Raw genomic sequence first — 21,059 nt, 5'->3', positions numbered from 1 at the left:
GTCGAGCTCTGCTGATTGCACGCAATTCAGTAGGGGCTCGGTGCGGCCGTTGTACCAGGTCCCGTCGTTCAAGTTTCGATTTTCATTTATGGGGTTCAGCACTCAACCACGCGTTTGCAGCCGTGTTTTATGCGTGTGGTTTCCTGATTGGTTAAGCATCGAGGAAACAGCCATGGCCAGCTTCATCAAGTCCGATCTTGAGTTCATTCTCGAACAAATTTTCATCGCTGAACGGAATGCGTCTGGCGCGAGTCTGGCTGACTTGCTGCAGAACGTAGAAGTCCCCTTCGGTCTGCGCACCGTCTCCGGCATCGACAACAACCTGGCCAATCCCCAGTTCGGTGCCGCCGACAATTTCTTTCCGCGCATGACGACGCCGGTGTTCAATACCGCGCAGGTCCAGCCGGCCGGCTTCTTCGGCCCCACCGATCCAGGCGGAACCACACCGACCTCCTACCTGCAGACCAGCGGTGCCGTCTTCGACTCGCAGCCGCGCACCATCAGCAACCTGATCGTGGACCAGACCGCCAACAATCCGGCGGCGGTCGCGGCCGCAGCGGCCAATCCGGATTCACAGTTGGTCACCAGCCCCGGCCTGGATGGCCTGTTCGGTACCGCCGACGACGTTGCCGTTTTCCAGATTCCCAATATCACACCGGACGCAGGCCTGACTGTGCCGTTCAACCAGTGGATGACTTTCTTTGGCCAGTTCTTCGACCATGGACTGGACCTTGTCACCAAGGGTGGCAGCGGCACCGTCTTCATTGCGCTGCAGCCCGACGATCCGCTCTTCGTGCCGGGCAGCCCGACCAACTTCATGGTGCTGACGCGCGCCACCAATTTGCCTGGCCCCGACGGCATCCTGGGCACCGCCGATGACATCCACGAGCAGAGCAACACCACTTCTCCCTTTGTCGACCAGAACCAGACCTACAGCTCGCATCCCTCGCACCAGGTGTTCCTGCGTGCCTATGAGCTCAACGCCGCTGGCGATCCGGTGGCCACTGGCAAGCTGATCACCAATCGCGACCTGGGTGTCGATGGGCATTTCGGCACCGCTGATGACGTCGAAATCGGCGGCATGGCCACCTGGGCAATCGTCAAGGCTCAGGCCCGAGATCTGCTCGGCATCAACTTGACCGATGCCGATGTGTTCAACGTTCCGCTGCTGGCAACCGATGCTTACGGCAACTTCATCAAGGGGCCTAACGGCCTTCCCCAAGTCGTGATGATGGGCGCGGATGGCATTGCCGGTACGGCCGATGATGTGCTCGTCGAGGGTAATCGGGCCGCGCCAATCAGCCTGACGAACGCCGTGCGCACCGGCCACCAGTTCCTGATCGACATCGCCCACAGCGCCGATCCGACCGGGGGGCTGGTGGCTGACGCGGACACCGTCATTGGCGGCCCGCAAGCACCCGGCACCTACGACAACGAGCTGCTCGACAAGCACTACATCGCCGGCGATGGCCGCGTCAACGAGAACATCGGCCTGACCACGGTGCATTCCATCTTCCACAGCGAACACAACCGGCTGGTTGAGCAGACCAAGGATACGGTGCTGGCCTCCGCCGACCTCGATTTCCTGAACAAGTGGCTGATGCCCGACGCCCAACTGACAGCGCTGCCAGCGACGCCGGCCGACATCGCGGCCCTGCACTGGAACGGCGAGCGGTTGTTCCAGGCGGCCAAGTTCGGCACCGAGATGCAGTACCAACACCTGGTGTTCGAGGAGTTCGCGCGCACCATCCAGCCGCAAGTGGACGTCTTCCTGGCGCCCATGGGCAACGACACCACGGTCAATCCGGCGATCGTCGCCGAGTTCGCGCACACGGTCTTTCGCTTCGGCCACTCGATGCTGCTGGAGACGGTCGATCGTTTCGACCCCAACTTCAATGTCGTTGGCGACGGCAATCCGGTTGACCCGGGCAATCAACAGACCGGCCTGATCGCGGCCTTCCTCAACCCGCTCGCGTTTGCTGCCAGCGGCCCCACCCCTGAGGAGGCGGCAGGCGCCATCGTGCGCGGCGTCACGCGGCAAGTCGGCAACGAGATCGACGAGTTTGTCACTGATGCTGTGCGCAACAATCTGGTCGGCCTGCCGCTCGACCTTGCCGCACTCAACCTGGCGCGCGGCCGAGACACCGGCATCCCGTCGCTGAACGCGGCGCGGCGCGAGTTCTACCACATGACCGGCGACAGCCAGTTGACCCCCTACACGAGCTGGGCCGATTTCGTGCAGCACATGAAGCATCCGGAATCGCTGATCAATTTCATCGCCGCCTACGGCACCCATTCAACCATCACGAGTGCTACGACGCTGGCGGACAAGCGCGCCGCGGCCGCGGATCTCGTGCTTGGCAGCGCCACGGCGCCGGCTGATCGCCTGGACTTCCTCAACAGTAGCGGCGCCTGGGCCAGCAACGCCGGTGCGGACGGTATTCTGCACACCGCCGACGACGTGACCATCACCGGCCTGGACGCCATCGACTTCTGGATCGGCGGCCTGGCCGAAGAGAAGATGCCCTTTGGCGGCCTGCTGGGTTCGAGCTTCAACTTCGTCTTCGAAACCCAGTTGGAAAACCTGCAGAATGGCGACCGTCTCTACTACCTGACCCGCACCGCAGGACTCAACTTCGGCACTGAGCTTGAGAACAATTCGTTCGCCAACCTGGTGATGCTCAACAGCGACGCAGTACACCTGCCGGCCAACATATTCCAGACGCCGGCCTTCACCCTGGAGGTCGACCCGACGCACCAGTTCAACCCGAGCGTGGTGGCCGGCCCGGACGGCATCGTCGGCACGGTTGACGATCTGCCAGCCAACGCCGACCCCTTTGGCCCGTCGGAGCACCCGATTGGTTCACCACGGATTGACCGTATCACGCCGCTGGTGATTCGCGACAACCCCGACACAGTGGGCCCGGATACCAACTACCTGCACTACACCGGCGGCGATACGGTCGTGCTGGGAGGTACGGCTGGCGACGACATCCTCATTGCCGGCGACTCGGACGACGACACTGTCTATGGCGATGCCGGCAACGACCGGATCGACGGCGGCTACGGTAACGACAACCTCTTTGGCGGCGCCGGTGACGACATCATCACGGACATGGGCGGCGACGACGTCATCCACGGCGAGGACGGCAACGACGTCATCCAGGTCGGTAACTCGACCCTCGCCGGCAACAACCTGGTCCACGGCGGCGCGGGCAAGGATTTCATCATCACCACCGAAGACATCACCCTGACGTTCGCCGGCGCGGGCGACGATTTCATCCTCGGCTCCAAGGTCAACCTCGCGCCGACCGGCAACGAAGGCGATGACTGGATCGAGGGCGGCACCCAGGACGGTGCGCCCGGCGATAACGCGAGCCCAACATTGTCCGACGACGTGCCCGGCAACGACATCTTCATTGGCACCGGTGGATTCGATGAAATGATTGGTGAAGGCGGCGACGACACCTTCGTCGCCAGCGACGCACAGGACAAGATGGACGGCATGTCCGGGTTCGACTGGACCACCTACAAGAACGACAAGTACGGCGTGACCGTCGACATGGTCGTTCCCTTCTTCAGTCCGTATCACGCGGTGCCCGATGCCGCTGGCAATATCGTGGGCGCAGTGGCGCAATCGCCCGATTCGGTCTATGACCGGTTCGCGGAAGTGGAGGGCCTGTCGGGGTCGGCCTTCGCCGACTTCCTGCGCGGCGATGAACAAAACGCGGCCATCATCGCCAACGTCACGGCCGGGGGCAGCATCCTCACCAACTTCGATCTCGTCAGCGGCCTGCGGGCTTTCGTTGGCAGCGCCGGTTTCGGTGCCGACGGTATCGGGGGGACGGCCGACGATCAGTTCGGCGCGGGTAACATCATCCTCGGCGGCGATGGCAGCGACATCATCGAAGGCCGTGGCGGCAGCGACCTCATCGACGGCGACAGTTGGCTCAACGTGCGCATCAGCGTGCGTCAGAACGTGGATGGCTCCGGGCCGGAGATCGCCAGCTTCGACAGCATGACGCCGATGATCCCGCTCATGCTGAACGGCACCTACAATCCCGGCCAGCTCGTCGCCGTGCGTGAGATCCTGCCAGGCGTGGGCGGCTTCGACACCGTCAATTTCATGGGCCCGCTGGCGAACTACTCAGTCACCGTCAACGATAACGGCACTGCGCTCGATTTCACCGACGACATCGTTACCGTGACCGACAATGTCGGCAAGGAAGAAACCGACCGTCTCACCCACATCGAACGGCTGCAGTTCTCCGATCAGTCCATGGTCCTCGTGCCCGGGCTCAACGCTGAGCCGGTGGGGGCGCTGACGGTGGATAACACTGCACCGACCGTTGGCCAGATACTGACCGTGTCGGCGGCAGGCCTCACCGATGGCGACAACGCAGGCGGGGCGATCCACAATTCCATCAGTTACGTATGGCAGTTTGAAGCCGCACCGGGCTCGGGCGTCTTCGAGGACATCATCCTCGGGCCAGGCCGCATCGGTATCGGATTTGTGAGGGCGGACGCGCCCACGTTCACGGTGACGTCGGATCTTGCCGGCCTGGCAATTCGCGTCAAAGGCATCTATGCGGACGATCATGGCGTGACCGAGCAGGTATTCTCGGCACCGACCACGGCCGTAGTGGCCGGGGCGCCGGCCCCTGCAGCGGCGCCTTCGCTGATCGATCCACAGACCACGGCTCCCAGCAACGGTGTGCGCTACACGCAAGCCGACCTGGCGTTCATCCTTGACCAGATCAAGCTGGCGGAACACCACGCGGCCGGTGAGAACCTGAACTCGTTGCTCCCCAATATCCGGATGCCGTTCGGATTGCGTACCGTCGAAGGGACGGAAAACAACCTGCTCCATCCCGAGTTCGGTGCCGCCGATAACGTATTCCCGCGCCTGACCACACCGGACTTCCGCCCGGCCGATGCCGGCACCAGCTACACCCAGACCAGCGGCCTGGTAATCGACTCGCAGCCGCGCACCATCAGCAACCTGATCGTCGACCAGACCGCCAACAACCCGGCGGCGGTCGCGGCCACCTTCGATCCGGGTCTTGATGGTGTCCTCGGCACTGCTGACGATGTCCTCAAGGCCGGTGCGCAGGTGGTGACCGGAACCCGTACTGACGGCACGACGTTCCAGACTTTCTTCGACCCGAACGTGAGTCCCGACGCGGGCCTGACCGCACCCTTCAACCAATGGATGACGTTCTTCGGCCAGTTCTTCGATCATGGCCTGGACCTCGTCACCAAGGGTGGGTCGGGCACTGTGTTCGTTCCGCTGCAGCCGGATGACCCGCTGTTCGTGCCCGGTAGCCCGACCAACTTCATGGTGCTGACGCGCGCGACCAATCAGCCCGGCCCCGACGGCATCCTGGGCACGGCCGATGACATCCACGAGAACACCAACACCACCTCGCCGTTTGTCGACCAGAACCAGACGTACAGCTCGCATCCTTCGCACCAGGTGTTCCTGCGTGCCTATGAGCTCAACGCAACGGGCGATCCGGTGGCCACCGGCAAGTTGATCGAAAATCGTGATCTGGGCGCCGATGGCGTGTTCGGTACGGCCGACGACGTCGGGATCGGTGGCATGGCCACCTGGAAGGTGGTCAAGGCGCAAGCCCATGATCTGCTCGGCATCAATCTCACCGATGCCGATTTCGACAACGTGCCATTGCTGGCGACTGACGCCTACGGCAATTTCATCAAGGGTCCGAACGGTTTTCCGCAGGTGGTAATGAAGGGCGCGGACGGCATTGCCGGCACGGCCGATGATGTGCTGGTTGAAGGCAATCCGGCCGCGCCCATCAGCCTGGTCAACGCCGCGCGCACCGGCCATGCCTTCCTCAACGACATCGCGCACACCGCGGTGCCGGTGGACGACCAGACCGGCGCGGCACTCCTGCCCGATGCGGACAATGTCGTTGGCGGTACACCTGCGGCGGGCTTCTACGACAACGAACTGCTGGACGCGCACTACATTGCCGGCGACGGCCGGGTCAACGAGAACATCGGCCTGACCACCGTCCATTCGATCTTCCACCATGAGCACAACCGCCTGGTCGATCACACCATGGCGGTGGTCCTGGCGACAGCGGCAAGTGGCGATGTGTCGTTCCTGAACGAGTGGCTGCTGACGCCTGTCACTGCCGTACCCGCCGACACCTCGACCCTTGACTGGAACGGCGAGCGCCTGTTCCAGACCGCGAAGTTCGGCACCGAGATGCAGTACCAGCACCTGGTGTTCGAAGAGTTCGCGCGCACCATCCAGCCGATGGTCGATCCGTTCTTCGCCCCGGGCCAGGTGTACGACACCGCGATCGATCCGAGCATCGTTGCCGAGTTCGCACACACCGTCTATCGCTTCGGGCACTCGATGCTGCTGGAGCAGGTCGACCGGCTGGATCCGAACTTCGCGTCGAGCGATATCGGGCTGATCCAGGCCTTCCTCAACCCGCTCGAGTTCGCAAGCAGCGGCGCCACTCCGGAGGAGGCGGCCGGTGCCATCGTGCGCGGCGTGACCCGCCAGGTGGGCAATGAGATCGACGAGTTCGTCACCGAAGCCCTGCGTAACAACCTGCTGGGACTGCCACTCGATCTGCCCGCCATCAACCTGGCGCGCGGTCGCGATACCGGCATTCCGTCCCTGAACGCGGCGCGGCGGGAGTTCTATGGGCCCACCGGTGACGCAGAGCTCAAGCCCTACACCAGTTGGGCGGATTTCGTGCAGCACATGAAGCATCCGGAATCGCTGGTCAACTTTATCGCCGCCTACGGCACGCACGCGACCATCACCGGCGCCACCACGCTGGCGGACAAGCGCGCCGCGGCTGCGGACCTGGTGTTCGGCGGCGCGACCGCACCCGCCGATCGTGTCGACTTCCTCAACAGCACGGGTGCCTGGGCCAGCAACGCTGGTGCGGACGGCGTACTGCACACGGCAGACGATGTGACCATCACCGGTCTGGATGATGTCGACTTCTGGGTTGGCGGGCTGGCCGAGGAGAAGATGCCTTTTGGCGGCATGCTCGGCTCGACCTTCAACTTCGTCTTCGAGAACCAGATGGAGAAACTCCAGGACGGCGACCGCTTCTATTATCTGGAACGCACCGCCTCGATGGACTTTGGCGCGGAACTTGAGAACAACACGTTCGCCAATCTGGTGATGGCCAATACCGACGCAACACACCTCTCGGCCAGGGTTTTCCTGACGCCGGCCTACACTCTGGAGGTCAATCAGGCGAACCAGTACAACCCGAGTGTGATTGCCGGTCCCGACGGTATTGTCGGCACCCTCGACGATCTGCCGGCCAATGCCGATCCGTTTGGCCCGTCGGACCACCCGATTGGCTCACCACGCACTGACTTCCTCACGCCACTGGTGATCCGCGACAACCCCGCCACGGCGGGGCCGGATACCAACTACCTGCACTACACCGGTGCCGATACGGTCGTATTGGGCGGTACGCCCGGCAACGACATCCTCATTGCCGGCGACTCGGACGACGACACGGTCTATGGCGATGCCGGTAACGATCGGATCGATGGCGGCTACGGCAACGACCAGCTCTTTGGCGGTACCGGTGACGACATCATCACGGACATGGGCGGCGACGACGTCATCCACGGCGAAGACGGCAACGACGTCATCCAGGGTGGCAATGGCCTCAACCTGATCCTTGGCCAGGCTGGCCAGGACTTCATCGTTACCGGCGAAGACGCGGCCGACAGCAGCGGCGGCCTGGGCAACGACTTTATCCTTGGCAGCAAGGCCAACGAGTTCGCGCGCGGTGGCGAAGGCGATGACTGGATCCAGGGTGGATCCGCCGATGGCGTTGCCGGCGATAACTTCGACCCATTCGGAAACGATCCGATCAATGGCAACGACGTCTTCCTGGGCGATGGCGGACCGGACAACTTCGACGGAGAGGGCGGTGATGACATCATGGTCGGCAGCCCCAGCGAGGCGGACCGTTTCATCGGGTTCTCGGGTTATGACTGGGCGACCTACAAGGACGATCAGGTCGGCGTGACCATGGACCTGAACTCCGGGCTGCGCTTCTTCGATCAACCGGCAGTGCCTGGCTCCACCGCGTCGATCCTTGCCCGGTTGGACCTGGTGGAAGGAATGTCAGGATCGTCCCACGCCGATTTCCTCGGCGGCGATGACTCCACTGCCGATTTGCTCGCCATCGCCGGCGCCAAGGGCAGCGTGCTCACCAACTTCGACCTCATCAGCGGTCTGCGGGACCTCGTTGGCAGCGCCGGCAACGGCGCGGATGGCATCGCCGGTACAGCCGACGATAAGTTCGACGGGGGCAACATCATCCTGGGTGGCGACGGCAGCGACGTCATCGCGGGCCGTGGCGGCGATGACCTCATTGACGGCGACAAGTGGCTCAACGTGCGCATCAGTGTGCGGCAGAACATCGATGGCACCGGGCCGGAAATCGCCAGCTTCGACAGCTTGACACCGCTGGTTCCGCTCATGATGAACGGCACCTATAACCCTGGCCAGCTCCAGATCGTCCGTGAAATCCTGACGGCGGCCGGTCCCGACTTCGACACGGCGTTGTTCTCCGGCAATCTGGCGGATTACACCGTGGTCAACAACGTCAACGGCACCGTGACGGTCACCGACAATGTCGCTGGCAGGGATGGGACCGACACCCTCAGCAATATCGAGCGGTTGCAGTTCTCCGATCAAGCGGTCGTGCTCGGCGGTTTGAATTCGGCGCCCGTCGGTTCGCTGAGGATCGACGATCCCACGCCCGCCGTCGGCCAGGTGCTGACGGTCTCGGCGGCAGACATCACGGATGCTGACAATAGCGCGACCGGAGGCGCGATCGCCGGGCCCATCAGTTTCTTCTGGCAGTTCGAGGCGCGCCCGGGCTCGGGCGTCTTCGAAGACATCACGTTCTTTGCCGCCGGAGAGGTCGCGCGCGCAGAGGGCACGACTGTCACGGTGGGCTCGGAACTCAGGGTGCCACCACCGGCGACCCTCATTGGTGCCGTGCCGGCCATACCGGAACTCGTCGTGGCAGCCGGGCTGGCGCTGCGCGTCAGGGCGGTCTACAAGGACGCCAATGGCGTGCTGGAGGAGGTGTTCTCGGCGCCGACCGCACCGATCACACCTGCCGGCACCGGCACCGTCAATGTCCTGCCGGTCGGAACGGTGCTGATCAGCGATACGACTCCGGCGGAAGGCTCGGCCTTGACCGCAACGGATGCGTTCACCGACGCCAACGGGACCACGACCTCGGTGATCAGCCATCAGTGGCAGGTGGGGAGCGGTGCGATCTTTGCCGACATCGCCGGTGCGACCGGCACGACCTTCACGCCCGACCAGGCGCAGGTTGGTCAGCAACTGCGTGTCGTCGCGAGTTACGCCGATGACCTGGGCACGCTTGAGCGCGTGACTTCTGCCGCAACGACAGTGGTCAGTGATGTGTTTGTCGGTACCGCCGGTGCCGATATATGGAACGGTACGGCAGGCGACGACGTGGCCAGCGGAGGTGATGGCAACGATATCCTGAATGCCTTGGGCGGCAACGATATCCTCAATGGTGACGCGGGCAACGACTTCCTCAATGGCGGTGCGGGTAATGACCAGATGCTGGGCGGAACCGGCAACGATACCTACCGCGTCGATTCAATCGGGGACGTGGTGCTCGAGTTGACGGGTGAGGGGCAGGATTCCGTACAGACCACGCTGGCCAGTTACACACTGGGCGCCAATGTCGAGCATCTGCTCTACCTCGGAGTCGGCAACTTTGTCGGCACCGGCAACGCGTTGAACAACGTCATCACCGGTGGGGTGGGTAATGACACCCTCAACGGCGGAGCCGGCAACGACACCTTGCTGGGTGGCCTGGGCAATGACGTCCTCACTGGCGGTGCGGGTAATGACCGGATGGCCGGTGGAGCCGGCAACGACACCTACCGCGTCGATTCCGCCGGGGACCTGGTGGTCGAGACGGCGGGTGAGGGGGCCGACTCGGTACAGACCACGCTGGCCAGTTACACGCTGGGCGCCAATGTCGAGCATCTGCTCTTCACCGGAACCGGCAACTTCACCGGTACCGGCAACGCGTTGAACAACGTCATCACCGGTGGGGCGGGTAATGACAGCCTCAACGGCGCTGGCGGCAACGACACCTTGCTGGGTGGCGCCGGCAACGACGTCCTCACGGGCGGCACGGGTAATGACCGGATGGTCGGTGGAACCGGCAACGATACCTTCCGCGTCGATTCCGCCGGGGACCTGGTGGTCGAGGTGGCGGGTGAAGGTGCCGACTCCGTACAGACGACGCTGACCAGCTACACCCTGGGCGCCAATGTCGAGCACCTGCTCTCCACCGGCGTTGGCAATTTCGTCGGCACCGGCAACGCGTCGAACAACACCATGACCGGAGGGGTGGGTAATGACACCCTCAACGGCGCTGGCGGCAACGACACCTTGCTGGGTGGCCTGGGCAATGACGTCCTCAGTGGCGATGCGGGGGCTGACCGGATGGAAGGCGGCATCGGCAACGATACCTACCGCGTCGATTCAGCCGCGGACGCGGTTGTCGAGTTGGCGGGCAGCGGTGAGGACTCCGTACAGACCTCGCTGGCCAGTTACACACTGGGCGCCAATGCCGAGCACCTGCTCTTCACCGGAGTCGGCAACTTCGTCGGCACCGGCAACGCGTCGAACAACGTCATGACCGGTGGGGTGGGCAATGACACCCTCAACGGCGCCGGCGGCAACGACACATTGTTGGGCGGCCTGGGCAACGACAACCTCGATGGTGGTGCCGGCAACGATAGTGTTGCGGGCGGTGCGGGCAACGACACGATGAATGCCGCCAGTGGCGACGATATCTTCGTGTTCGCCGCGGGCTTCGGCAATGACCGGATCCTCGGCTTCGATACCGACGCGGCGGGAGGCCAGGATCTGCTCAATATCGCCGCGCTCAACATCACGGCAGCGACCTTTGGCAGCAGTTTCAACATCGTTGATCTCGGTGCGGATACGATGCTCAGCTTCGCGGCTGGCAACATCACCCTGGTAGGTGTGGGGGATCCAAACACCATCTCGGCCACAGACTTCATTCTGGCCTCTTGAGGTCCTGGCAAGGACTGTCGCAGGGAGCGTGTGGACGACGGAGGGGGAGGGCATTGGATGCCCTCCCTTTTTTTTCAGCCAGGGCGGCTTGCTGCATGGGTGCCGAAATCTCACGCAGGTGCAGGTTGTGGCACCAGACTCATGGTTTGGTTCGCACATCCTGGATGCTGGTGACATCGTTTACTTTCTGCTGAACGCCTACGCCTGGGCGTTGCACGCCGCATTTGGCTGCCACCTTAGATTATAAGTTGTAGTAATACTTCGAATAATAAATAGAAAATTGACTAATCATGGTCCCGAAACGAAAAATCATCCCCAGACCGGCGCCGCCAGAGCGCCGAGGATTTGCCGTTTCTCTCCTGCCAGAAAAATAACCAAAGGAGTCCCCCCATGAAGCCTCCCGCTTCGTCCCAGCCGCGCCGTGCGGCAGCCGCTGCCTTCATTGGCACCATGATCGAGTGGTACGACTTTTACATCTATGCCACCGCCGCCGCGCTGGTGTTCGGCGCGCTGTTCTTCCCCTCCGACGACAAACTGTTCAGCACCATGGCCGCTTTCGGCACCTTTGCCGTGGGTTTCTTTGCGCGGCCGTTGGGCGGGATTGTCTTCGGTCATATCGGTGACCGCATCGGCCGCAAGAAGTCGCTGATCATCACCTTGTTGATGATGGGCGTGGTCACGGTGTGCATCGGTTTGCTGCCGACCTACGGGCAAATCGGCGCCGCTGCGCCGGTGCTGCTGATTGTGCTGCGTATCGTCCAGGGCATCGCCGTGGGTGGCGAGTGGGGCGGTGCGGTGTTGATGGCCGGCGAGCATGCGCCGAAAGGCCGGCGCAATTTCTTCGCCTCGTTTGCGCAACTGGGCAGCCCGGCGGGTTTGATCCTGTCGCTGCTGGCCTTCAGCGCCGTCACCCGGTTACCGGAAGAGGACCTGATGAGCTGGGGCTGGCGCTTGCCGTTCCTCGCCAGTTCGCTGTTACTGCTGGTGGGCCTGGCGATTCGCCTGGGGGTCAATGAATCGCCGGAGTTTCTTGCCAGCCGCGAGCAGGCCGGCAAAAGCCAGCGCAAGGAGCAGGCGCCGGTCATGGAAGTGCTGCGCACAGCGTGGCGTCCATTGCTGCTATGCATCGGCGCCAACACCCTGGGGATCGCCGGGGTGTATTTCACCAACACCTTCATGATCGCCTACACCACCCAGCAACTCGAGCTGCCGCGCTCATTGATCCTGGAGTGCCTGTTCGTCGTCGCGATCATCCAGTTCTGCATTCAACCGCTGGCGGCCTGGGTCGCCGAGAAGATTGGCGCGACCCGCTTCCTGTGCCTGGTCTCGCTGCTGGCCATGGCCTCGCCGTACCCGATGTTCGTGCTGGTCAGTTCGGCCCAGGCGCCGCTGATCATCCTCGGCATTGCGTTGGCGGTGGTGTGCATGGCGTCGTTCTACGCGGTGATTGCCGGTTACGTCAGCGGTATGTTCGAGACCCGTGTGCGCTACACCGCGATTTCCCTGGCGTACCAGATTTGCGGCGCGCTGGCCGGTGGCCTGACGCCGCTGATCGGCACGATGCTGGCGCACAGATTCGCCGGCCAGTGGTGGCCGATGGCGGTGTTCTACAGCCTGATTGCCGCGACTTCGCTGCTGTGTGTGCTGTCCCTTGCCCGTCGCCATGCCAGTGCTGAACGTATGGAACTGGCCAAGGCCTGAGCTGAATTTCCTGGAGAAACACATGTTGAAGATCAATGGTGAACGCCTCTGGGCGAGTCTGATGGCGATGGCCGAAATCGGCGCCACCACCCGTGGCGGCAGCTGCCGCCTGGCCTTGAGCGACGAGGACAAGGCCGGCCGCGAACTCTTTGCCCACTGGTGCCGCGAAGTCGGCATGACCCTGAGCGTGGATGCCATCGGCAACCTGTTCGCCCGCCGCGTCGGCACCGACCCTGACGCAGCACCGGTGATGATGGGCAGCCACCTCGACACCCAGCCCGAAGGCGGGCGGTTCGATGGCGTGTACGGCGTGCTCGCCGGCCTGGAAGTGGTGCGTTGCCTGAACGATCTGGGCATCCAGACCCGCAAGCCGCTGGAGGTGGCGGTGTGGACCAACGAAGAAGGCGCGCGCTTCACCCCGGCGATGTTCGGCTCGGCGGTGTTCACCGGCATCATGGCGCTGGATGCCGCGCTGGCGGTGCGCGACATCGATGGCATCAGCGTCGCCGAGGCGCTGCAACGCACCGGTTATGCCGGCGAGCGCCCGCTGGGCGGCGCGGTGGATGCGTACTTTGAAGCCCACATCGAACAAGGGCCGATCCTCGAAGACAACGCCAAGAGCATCGGCGTGGTCAGCGGCGGCCAGGCGATTCGCTGGCTCGACGTACGGGTCGAAGGCATGGCGGCCCACGCCGGCACCACGCCGATGCCCCTGCGCAAGGATGCCCTGTACGGTGTGGCGCAGATGATCCAGGCCATCGAAAGCCTGGCGGCGGACTTCGCCCCCGAAGGCCTGACCACGGTCGGTGAGTTGAGCATCAACAAATCGTCGCGCAACACCATTCCGGGTCTGGTGAACTTCACCGTCGACCTGCGTCATCACCGTGATGAAACCATCGAGGCCATGGAGCAACAAGTCCGTGCGCGGCTGCAGACGATAGCCGACGCTCGCGGCTTGACACTGGCGATCACCCCGCACTGGATCAGTCCGGCGACACCGTTCGACGCGGACTGCGTGGCGGCGGTGCAACAGGCCGTGGACGCCTTGGGCTACGCTCAGCAATCGATCGTCAGCGGCGCCGGACATGACGCGATCCACCTGGCGCGGTACTGCCCGACGGCCATGGTGTTCATCCCGTGCGTGGGCGGCCTGAGCCACAACGAAGCCGAAGATGTGCTGCCCGAGGATGTGCGCCAGGGCACAGATGTGCTGCTCAACGCGGTGTTGGCACGCGCCGAAAAAATCGACTGAACGCAGGCCCGCTCCCACAGTAGTGCGTGTCCGGTTTCAAGATTTTCGTTAACTGACAGGTAATCACTCCATGCGCAGTTTTTTCCACCCCGAACAATTGCTCCACCATCCTCGCAGTTACTACTCCCGTGGCCAGATGCGTACGCCGCAGGAAGTGCCGGAGCGTGCGCAGCGCCTGGTGCAGGCGTCTCATGCATTGGGTTTCAAGGTCGAGCAACCGGTCGATGCCGGGTTCGATCCGCTGCTGGCGCTGCACGGCGCACCGTACCTGAGGTTCTTGCAGGAGGCCCATCAGCGCTGGAAAGAGATTCCCGAGGATTGGGGCGACGAAGTGATGTCGAACATCTTTGTCCGCGAGCCCAATGCCCTGCGCGGGATTCTCGCGCAAGCCGCGTGCTATCTGGCCGATGGCAGCTGCCCGGTGGGCGAGCAGACCTGGCGTTCGGCCTACTGGTCGGCGCAAAGCGCCATCGCCGGCGCCCGGGCATTGCTCGATGGCGAGCCGGCAGCCTATGCCCTGTGCCGTCCACCGGGTCATCACGCCCGGGCCGAAGCAGCGGGTGGTTTCTGTTATGTGAACAACGCGGCGGTGGCGGCGCAGGTCTTGCGTGCCGGGTTCTCGCGGGTAGCGGTGCTGGATACCGACATGCACCACGGCCAGGGGATTCAGGAGATTTTCTACGATCGCGAAGACGTGCTCTACGTCTCGGTGCATGGCGATCCGACCAACTTCTATCCGGGCGTCGCAGGTTTTGCCGATGAGCGTGGTGTCGGGGCGGGCGAGGGTTTCAACCTCAACCTGCCGATGGCCCATGGCGCCAGCGAGGCGGATTTTCTCGGGCAATTGGAGGTGGCGCTGAAGGCGGTGACGGACTTTGGCGCCGAGGTACTGGTGCTGTCCCTGGGCTTCGATATTTTCGAACTGGACCCGCAGAGCAAGGTGGCGGTGACCCGCGAAGGGTTCGGCGTGCTCGGTGAGCGAATTCGCAGCCTGGGGTTGCCGTGCCTGATCGTGCAGGAGGGCGGGTATCACCTGGAGAGTCTGGAGGATAATGCCAAGGCGTTTTTTGTCGGGCCTGAGGTTTGGCAGCTCTGAGTTTGACAGCGTCTGGAAGATTGCTATCGCGAGCAAGCTCGCTCCCACACTGGTCGGTGTTGAACGCAAATATGCGGTTCACCTCGGTCAACTGTGGGAGCGAGCTTGCTCGCGATGAACGATAACGCGGTCCATAAGCGCCCTACGGCACTTGCCATAGCCCTGACGTTAACGTAAAGATTGCTCCAGGGCGCCGACGCATGAAGGCGCAGGGTGGATGACCCGGAGCGCTTGATGACGCCAATAAAAACAAACTCCCCCAAACTGCATCGCGAAGCCCGGCTGGCCCGGGAAAAGCTGCACCTGGAAGGCGAAGTGCCGGATGGCGTCCTGCGTGCGGAAATCGATGCCTCGTGGCGGCGCAGCCTGAGCCATGGCGTGCATTTCAATGCCAAGCATGAGCTGGCGCTGGAATCGAGTGCCAGCCTCGACGTGCTGCTGGCCAGCAATCGCCTGTTGATCGACGCCGCGCTGCCGGCCATCGATTACCTGGCCGAGCGTCAGGGCAAGGAAGGGCTGATCATCCTCGCCAACTCCGACGCCACCATCCTCGCCGTCGAAGGCCGTGCCGACCGTCTCAAGGGCAGTGGCCTGCAGGACATCACCCTCGGCGCCTGCTGGAGCGAAGCGGTGCGCGGCACCAACGCCCTGGGCACGGCACTGGTCGAAGCCCGGCCGACCCTGATCGATTGCGGTGAGCATTATCTGGATCGCCTCAGTGATTTTTCCTGCACTTCGGTGCCGATCCATTGCCCCCAGGGCGACATTCTTGGCGTCCTCGACCTGACCCGCGAAGGCCCGCTCGGCCGAGCCCACGACAGCACTGCACTGCTGGCCATGGCGGTCAGCCAGATCGAAAGCCGCATCTTCAACTCAAGCTATCCGGACGAAATCGTCCTCGCTTTCCACAGCCGCAGGCAATACCTGGAATCCCCGTGGCAAGGCCTGCTGGCCGTGAGCCTCGGCGGGCAGATCCTCGCGGTCAGCGCCCAGGCCTGCCAGTTGCTTCACGCCGAGCGCTCGGCCCTGATCGGTCGGCGCTGCGAGGAGTTTCTCGGCGTCGATGGCCTGCAGTTATTGGCGCGTCTGCATCAGGGCGGGGCCGGCAGTCTGCAAACCGCCAAGGGTGAGTTCTTCTACAAGACCCTGCGCGCGCCGCAACGCTCGATCAACGTCAGCAGCCCGCCGCGCACCGCGGCGAAAACACCCAAGGCGCCACCGGATCTGGAGGCGCTGGCCGGCAGCAATACCCGCTACGCCCGTGCCTTGCGCATGGCCCGTCAAGGTCTGGCCAATGAGTTGCCGGTCTTGTTGCTGGGCGAAACCGGCACCGGTAAAGAGGTCATTGCCCGCGCCCTGCACATGGCCGGAGCGCGCTGCGACAAACCTTTCGTGGCGGTGAACTGCGCGGCCATTCCCGAAGGCCTGATCGAGTCGGAACTGTTCGGCTACCGCGAAGGCGCGTTCACCGGTTCACGCCGGGGCGGCATGGTCGGGCGCTTGCAGCAGGCCCATGGCGGCACCTTGTTCCTCGATGAAATCGGCGACATGCCATTGGCCTTGCAGGCCCGGTTGTTGCGGGTGTTGCAGGATCGCAAGGTCGCGCCCCTGGGCGCTGGCGAAGAGCAGGACATCGACGTCGCGCTGATCTGCGCCACCCACCGCGACCTCAAGCGTCTGGTGGAAGAAAAACACTTTCGCGAGGACCTGTTCTACCGGGTCAACGGCATCAGCGTGATGCTCCCGGCCCTGCGCGAACGCGAGGATTTCGGCGCGCTGGTCACTCGCATGCTGACGACACTGGGCGCACCCGCCGTGGTCCTGCACGATGATCTCGATCGCTTGCTCAGCGGCTATCACTGGCCGGGCAACATCCGCCAACTGGAGATGGTCCTGCGCACCGCGCTGGCCATGCGCGAACCGGGTGACACCGTGCTGACCCTCGACCACTTGCCCGACAGCATGCTCGACGAGTTGACCGCCAGCGAACGGCCCCAGGCCGGCAGCATCCGGGAAAACGAACTGGAGCTGATTCGTCAGTCCCTGGACACGCACCAAGGCAACGTCTCGGCCGCCGCCGACGCCCTGGGCATCAGCCGCGCGACCCTGTATCGCAAGCTCAAACAGTTGCGTTCGTGATGCAGCGCCTGATCGTTCGGCTGATCGACAGCCAGAACCCCGAGGCGCTGCAAGCGTCACTGCGCTGGCTGTACAGCTTTGTGCGACCCCATCGCCTGGCGATTGCCGGGCTGTTGGGTTTGTCGGTCTGCGCCTCGGCGCTGGTGCTGGTGCAACCGTGGCTGACCAAATTGCTGATCGACGATGGGCTGTTGGCGCGCAACTTCCCGATGCTGGTGTTGATCGCCGGGCTGATGATCGTTGCCGGCTTGTTGGGCACGGCGCTTTCGGGCATCAACCGCTACCTGCACACGCGCCTGTCCGGGCGCATGCTATTTGCCCTGCGCGATGACCTGTACCGACACTTGCAAACCCTGTCGCCGAGCTTTTACGGCCAGCGGCGCATTGGTGACCTGATGTCGCGCCTTGATGGTGACGTCGCGGAAATCCAGCGCTTTGCCGTGGACTCGCTGTTCTCGGCCGTGTCCAGCGTGATCGGCCTGGTGGTGGCCGTGGCGATGCTGCTGACCTTGTCCTGGAAACTCTCGCTGCTGGCCCTGGTGCTGATTCCCCTTGATGTCCTTTGGCTGCGCTGGATGCGGCGCAAGGTCGAGCGCGATGTACGGCAGTTGCGCGAGCGTTCGGCGGACATGTCGTCGTTCATGGTCGAGACCCTGCCGGTGATGAAGTTCATCCAGTCCGCCGGTCAACAGCAACGCGAAGCACGGCGCCTCGAGACGCTGGGGCAAGGCTACATGAGTCAGTTGCTGCGCCTGCAAGTCACCGAGTTTTTCACCCAGGCCGTGCCCGGTACCCTGACCTCGCTGTCCCGGGCCTGCGCATTCTTGATCGGCGGTTACTGGGTGGTGCAGGGCACCTGGCAACTCGGCGCCCTGATTGCGTTTTCCACCTACCTGGGCATGGCCGTGGGGCCGGTGCAGAGTCTGCTCGGGCTTTACGTCGCGATCCAGCGGATGACCGTCAGCCTCGGCCGGGTCATGGAGTTGCGCGGCGAACAACCGACCGTGCTGACACCCGCCATGCCACGGGCGATGCCCACTGGCGGCGATCTGTGGTTCGACAGCGTGCACTTCGCCCATCCCGGCCGCCAATTGACCCTGCGTGGCATCGAAGCGCGGATTCCCTACGGTTTGAAAGTGGCCCTCAGCGGCGGCTCGGGCGTGGGTAAATCCACCCTGATCGATCTGCTGCAACGTCATCACGATCCGCAATCGGGCCGGGTACTGCTGGGCGACGTCGATCTGCGCGAACTGGACCTGTTCCAGTTGCGTCGGCGCATCGCCATCGTCAGCCAGGACATCGTGTTGTTTCGCGGCAGCCTCGCCGACAACCTGGCCTACGCGGTGCCGGATGCCAGCCGCGAGGCGATTGCCGACGTAGCGCGACTGGCGCAACTCGACAGCCTTATCGAGTCCTTGCCCGAAGGTCTCGACAGCCCCTTGGGCGAGCGGGGCCAGCAGTTGTCCGGTGGGCAGAAGCAACGCATCGCGATTGCCCGGGCGCTGTTGCAAGACCCTTTGATCCTGGTGCTCGATGAAGCCACGTCCGCGGTGGATGAGGCCACCGAGCGCGAAGTCATCGACGCCATCGACCGCTTGTTTGCCGGGCGTACGCGCATCCTGATCAGCCATCGCCCCTCAACCCTGGCCGATGCCGATCTGCGCTTCGAATTGCTCGACGGCGTGCTGACCTCGAAAACGGTGCTGCATGAAACCTGAGTTGCGCATTGGCGTGGTGGACAGCGGCCACTCGGCGGCACAACGGGTGCAAGTGATCGCCGGCCGGCGCTTTTCATTGCTTGAAGACGGCCTGGCCGAGGGCGACTTGCGCGAAGATCCGCTGGGGCATGGCAGCGCGGTGATCGAGGCGATCGGCCGGCGAGCACCCTCGGCACTGTTTTGCGTGGCGCAGGTGTTCGACCAGCGCGGTGTCACCAGCGCCTTGCAGATCGCCACGGCGATTGACTGGCTGCTGACGCAGGACGTGCGACTGATCAATCTGAGCCTTGGCCTGCGCCAGGATCGCAGCCTGTTGCGCGCGGCCTGCGCGGCGGCGGTGGCGCGGGGCGTGTTGCTGTGTGCGTCGAGCCCGGCCCAGGGCGAAGGCGTGTTTCCGGCAAACTATCCGCAGGTGGTGCGGGTGACCGGCGATGCGCGGTGCGCCGAGCAGGAATGGTCGTGGCTCAACAGCGCCCAGGCGGATTTCGCCGCCTGTGTGCATGGCACCTACCCGGGGCAGTCCGGGGCGAGCCTCGGTTGTGCCGCCTTGAGCGGGCACATCGCCGGGTTCCTCGCCGAACAGCCTGACGCCAGCAACGCGCAAGTCATCGAGTGGTTGCGCGACCATGCCCGCTACCGTGGCCCTGAACGGCGTTTCGGACCATGACCGACATCGTCATTCTGGGCGCCGGGCCAGCCGGCGCCGCTGTCGCGCTGGGACTCCGGCGACTGGGCCATGGCGTCACGCTGATCAGCGAATGGCGCCGGTTTGCGGCGCTCGAAGGCGTGTCCGTGCGGGTGCTGGAGGCTTTGCGCGGCGCGGGCCTGCATCAGGCGTTGGCGCAGGCGACGCTGCCTTCTCAACGCCAGGTGAGCTGGAATGGCCAACACCACGCGCAGAACATCGAATACTTGCTCGACCGTCCGGTTTTTGATCGAGGCCTGCGTGAGGATTTGCACCTGGCGGGGGTCGAGCTGATCGAAGGCCGGGTGCTGACGGTTCAGTCATCGGCCAATGGTCATCGAATCGAAATCGACGGCCGCGAACCGTTGCTCGCGCCGTTTCTCGTGGAAGCCCGAGGACGTCAGGCCCCCGCTATCGGCAAGGGCATGCGTGGGCCCGAGACGGTCAGCCTGCTCAATCGCTGGCAGGGCTCGCCGGGCAGCACCGCCAGCGCCGTGGAAAGCCTAAAGGACGGCTGGGCATGGATGGCGCGGCGCGCCGACGGCCAGTGTTACTGGCAATGGACGGTGGACGTGGCCAGCGCCGGGTTGCCGGGTAAGGCCATGTTGCTCGAATACTGCCAGCAGCGGCGCCAGGGTTCGAAGCTTGCCACGGCATTTTTTGCCGGCGAAACGGAAGCTGATCTACAGCTGCACGCTCGCAGCAGCACAGCGATTCTGAGCCCGCAGGTGTGTGGCGAAAACTGGATCCGGGTCGGCGATGCGGCCATGGCGGTGGACCCGTTGTCGGGCAACGGGATCTTTCAGTCCCTGTCTTCGGCGTTGCAGGCACCGGCGGTGATCAACACGCTGCTGTGCAAACCCGAACGGGCGGCTCTGGCCCAGCGTTTTCACCAGCAGCGGGTGGAACAGTTGTTTTTGCGGTTTGCCCGGATCGGCCGGGATTTTTATGCCGATGAGCAGCGCTGGCCGGATCAGCCGTTCTGGCAGGCGCGACGGAACTGGCCGGACGCCGAGGTGGCCCATGCCGAGGCGGATTTCAATGGGTTGAGGATTGAGCGGGCGCCGGTGTTGCGTGATGGGCTGGTCGATGAGGTCGAGGTGGTGATCACCGCGGATCAGCCGTTGGGCATCTGGCATGTGCATGGGGTTGAGGTGGCGGCGTTGGTGCGGCGGTTGCGCAGTGAATCGGCTGAGCAGGTGTTGGCCGGGTTGACGGCTGAACAGGGAAGGATGGTCAGGAGTTGGTTGATGGGGCAGGGATTCAAACCGTAGGAGCTGGCGAAGCCTGCGATCTTTTGGCTGCCTCAAACGTACCGAGGATCAAAAGATCGCAGGCTTCGCCAG

Annotated in this window: 8 protein-coding genes; all 8 read left to right on the top strand. The window is 63.7% G+C overall.

Annotated features, from left to right (window positions below):
• Window positions 1-172: 172 nt before the first annotated feature.
• The 8 genes from AB4O40_RS08740 to qhpG all read left to right on the top strand — a co-directional run bounded on the left by AB4O40_RS08740 (window position 173) and on the right by qhpG (window position 20,987).
• Entirely contained in the window at window positions 173-11,122 is a 10,950-nt protein-coding gene (locus AB4O40_RS08740; protein WP_460160146.1) for a peroxidase family protein, read from the top strand.
• A gap of 390 nt (window positions 11,123-11,512) precedes the next feature.
• Window positions 11,513-12,823, top strand: coding sequence for an MFS transporter (locus tag AB4O40_RS08735; RefSeq protein WP_056722695.1), 1,311 nt, complete (start codon window positions 11,513-11,515; stop codon window positions 12,821-12,823).
• A gap of 22 nt (window positions 12,824-12,845) precedes the next feature.
• Window positions 12,846-14,075, top strand: a complete 1,230-nt coding sequence (locus AB4O40_RS08730; protein WP_460054941.1) for a Zn-dependent hydrolase — start codon at window positions 12,846-12,848, stop codon at window positions 14,073-14,075.
• 70 nt (window positions 14,076-14,145) lie between these two features.
• Window positions 14,146-15,171, top strand: a complete 1,026-nt coding sequence (locus AB4O40_RS08725; protein WP_460054943.1) for a histone deacetylase family protein — start codon at window positions 14,146-14,148, stop codon at window positions 15,169-15,171.
• Window positions 15,172-15,405: 234 nt separating this feature from the next.
• Window positions 15,406-17,310 carry a sigma-54-dependent Fis family transcriptional regulator gene (locus AB4O40_RS08720; protein WP_056722689.1) on the top strand — a complete coding sequence of 635 codons (1,905 nt, stop codon included), beginning with the start codon at window positions 15,406-15,408 and terminating at the stop codon, window positions 17,308-17,310.
• Window positions 17,310-19,028, top strand: a complete 1,719-nt coding sequence (locus AB4O40_RS08715) for an ABC transporter ATP-binding protein (RefSeq protein ID WP_056722688.1) — start codon at window positions 17,310-17,312, stop codon at window positions 19,026-19,028. The genes AB4O40_RS08720 and AB4O40_RS08715 overlap by 1 nt, the downstream gene beginning before the upstream one ends.
• Entirely contained in the window at window positions 19,018-19,695 is a 678-nt protein-coding gene (gene qhpE, locus AB4O40_RS08710; protein WP_409079197.1) for a subtilisin-like serine protease QhpE, read from the top strand. The genes AB4O40_RS08715 and qhpE overlap by 11 nt, the downstream gene beginning before the upstream one ends.
• A complete protein-coding gene (qhpG, locus tag AB4O40_RS08705; RefSeq protein WP_460054947.1) occupies window positions 19,692-20,987 on the top strand; it encodes a flavin-dependent monooxygenase QhpG in 1,296 nt (431 codons plus the stop codon). Before qhpE ends, qhpG begins: the two co-directional genes overlap by 4 nt.
• The last annotated feature ends 72 nt before the right edge of the window (window positions 20,988-21,059 follow it).

Source organism: Pseudomonas sp. S2_F07, from assembly GCF_054668325.1.
Note: the sequence above shows the minus strand (reverse complement) of the source record. Positions and strands in the feature narration are given on the sequence as shown.

Coding starts and splice junctions, on each gene's coding strand:
- AB4O40_RS08730 (WP_460054941.1), top strand. CDS start 12,846: ATGTTGAAGATCAATGGTGAACGCCTCTGGGCGAGTCTGATGGCGATG.
- AB4O40_RS08720 (WP_056722689.1), top strand. CDS start 15,406: ATGACGCCAATAAAAACAAACTCCCCCAAACTGCATCGCGAAGCCCGG.
- AB4O40_RS08735 (WP_056722695.1), top strand. CDS start 11,513: ATGAAGCCTCCCGCTTCGTCCCAGCCGCGCCGTGCGGCAGCCGCTGCC.
- AB4O40_RS08725 (WP_460054943.1), top strand. CDS start 14,146: ATGCGCAGTTTTTTCCACCCCGAACAATTGCTCCACCATCCTCGCAGT.
- qhpE (WP_409079197.1), top strand. CDS start 19,018: ATGAAACCTGAGTTGCGCATTGGCGTGGTGGACAGCGGCCACTCGGCG.
- AB4O40_RS08715 (WP_056722688.1), top strand. CDS start 17,310: ATGCAGCGCCTGATCGTTCGGCTGATCGACAGCCAGAACCCCGAGGCG.
- qhpG (WP_460054947.1), top strand. CDS start 19,692: ATGACCGACATCGTCATTCTGGGCGCCGGGCCAGCCGGCGCCGCTGTC.
- AB4O40_RS08740 (WP_460160146.1), top strand. CDS start 173: ATGGCCAGCTTCATCAAGTCCGATCTTGAGTTCATTCTCGAACAAATT.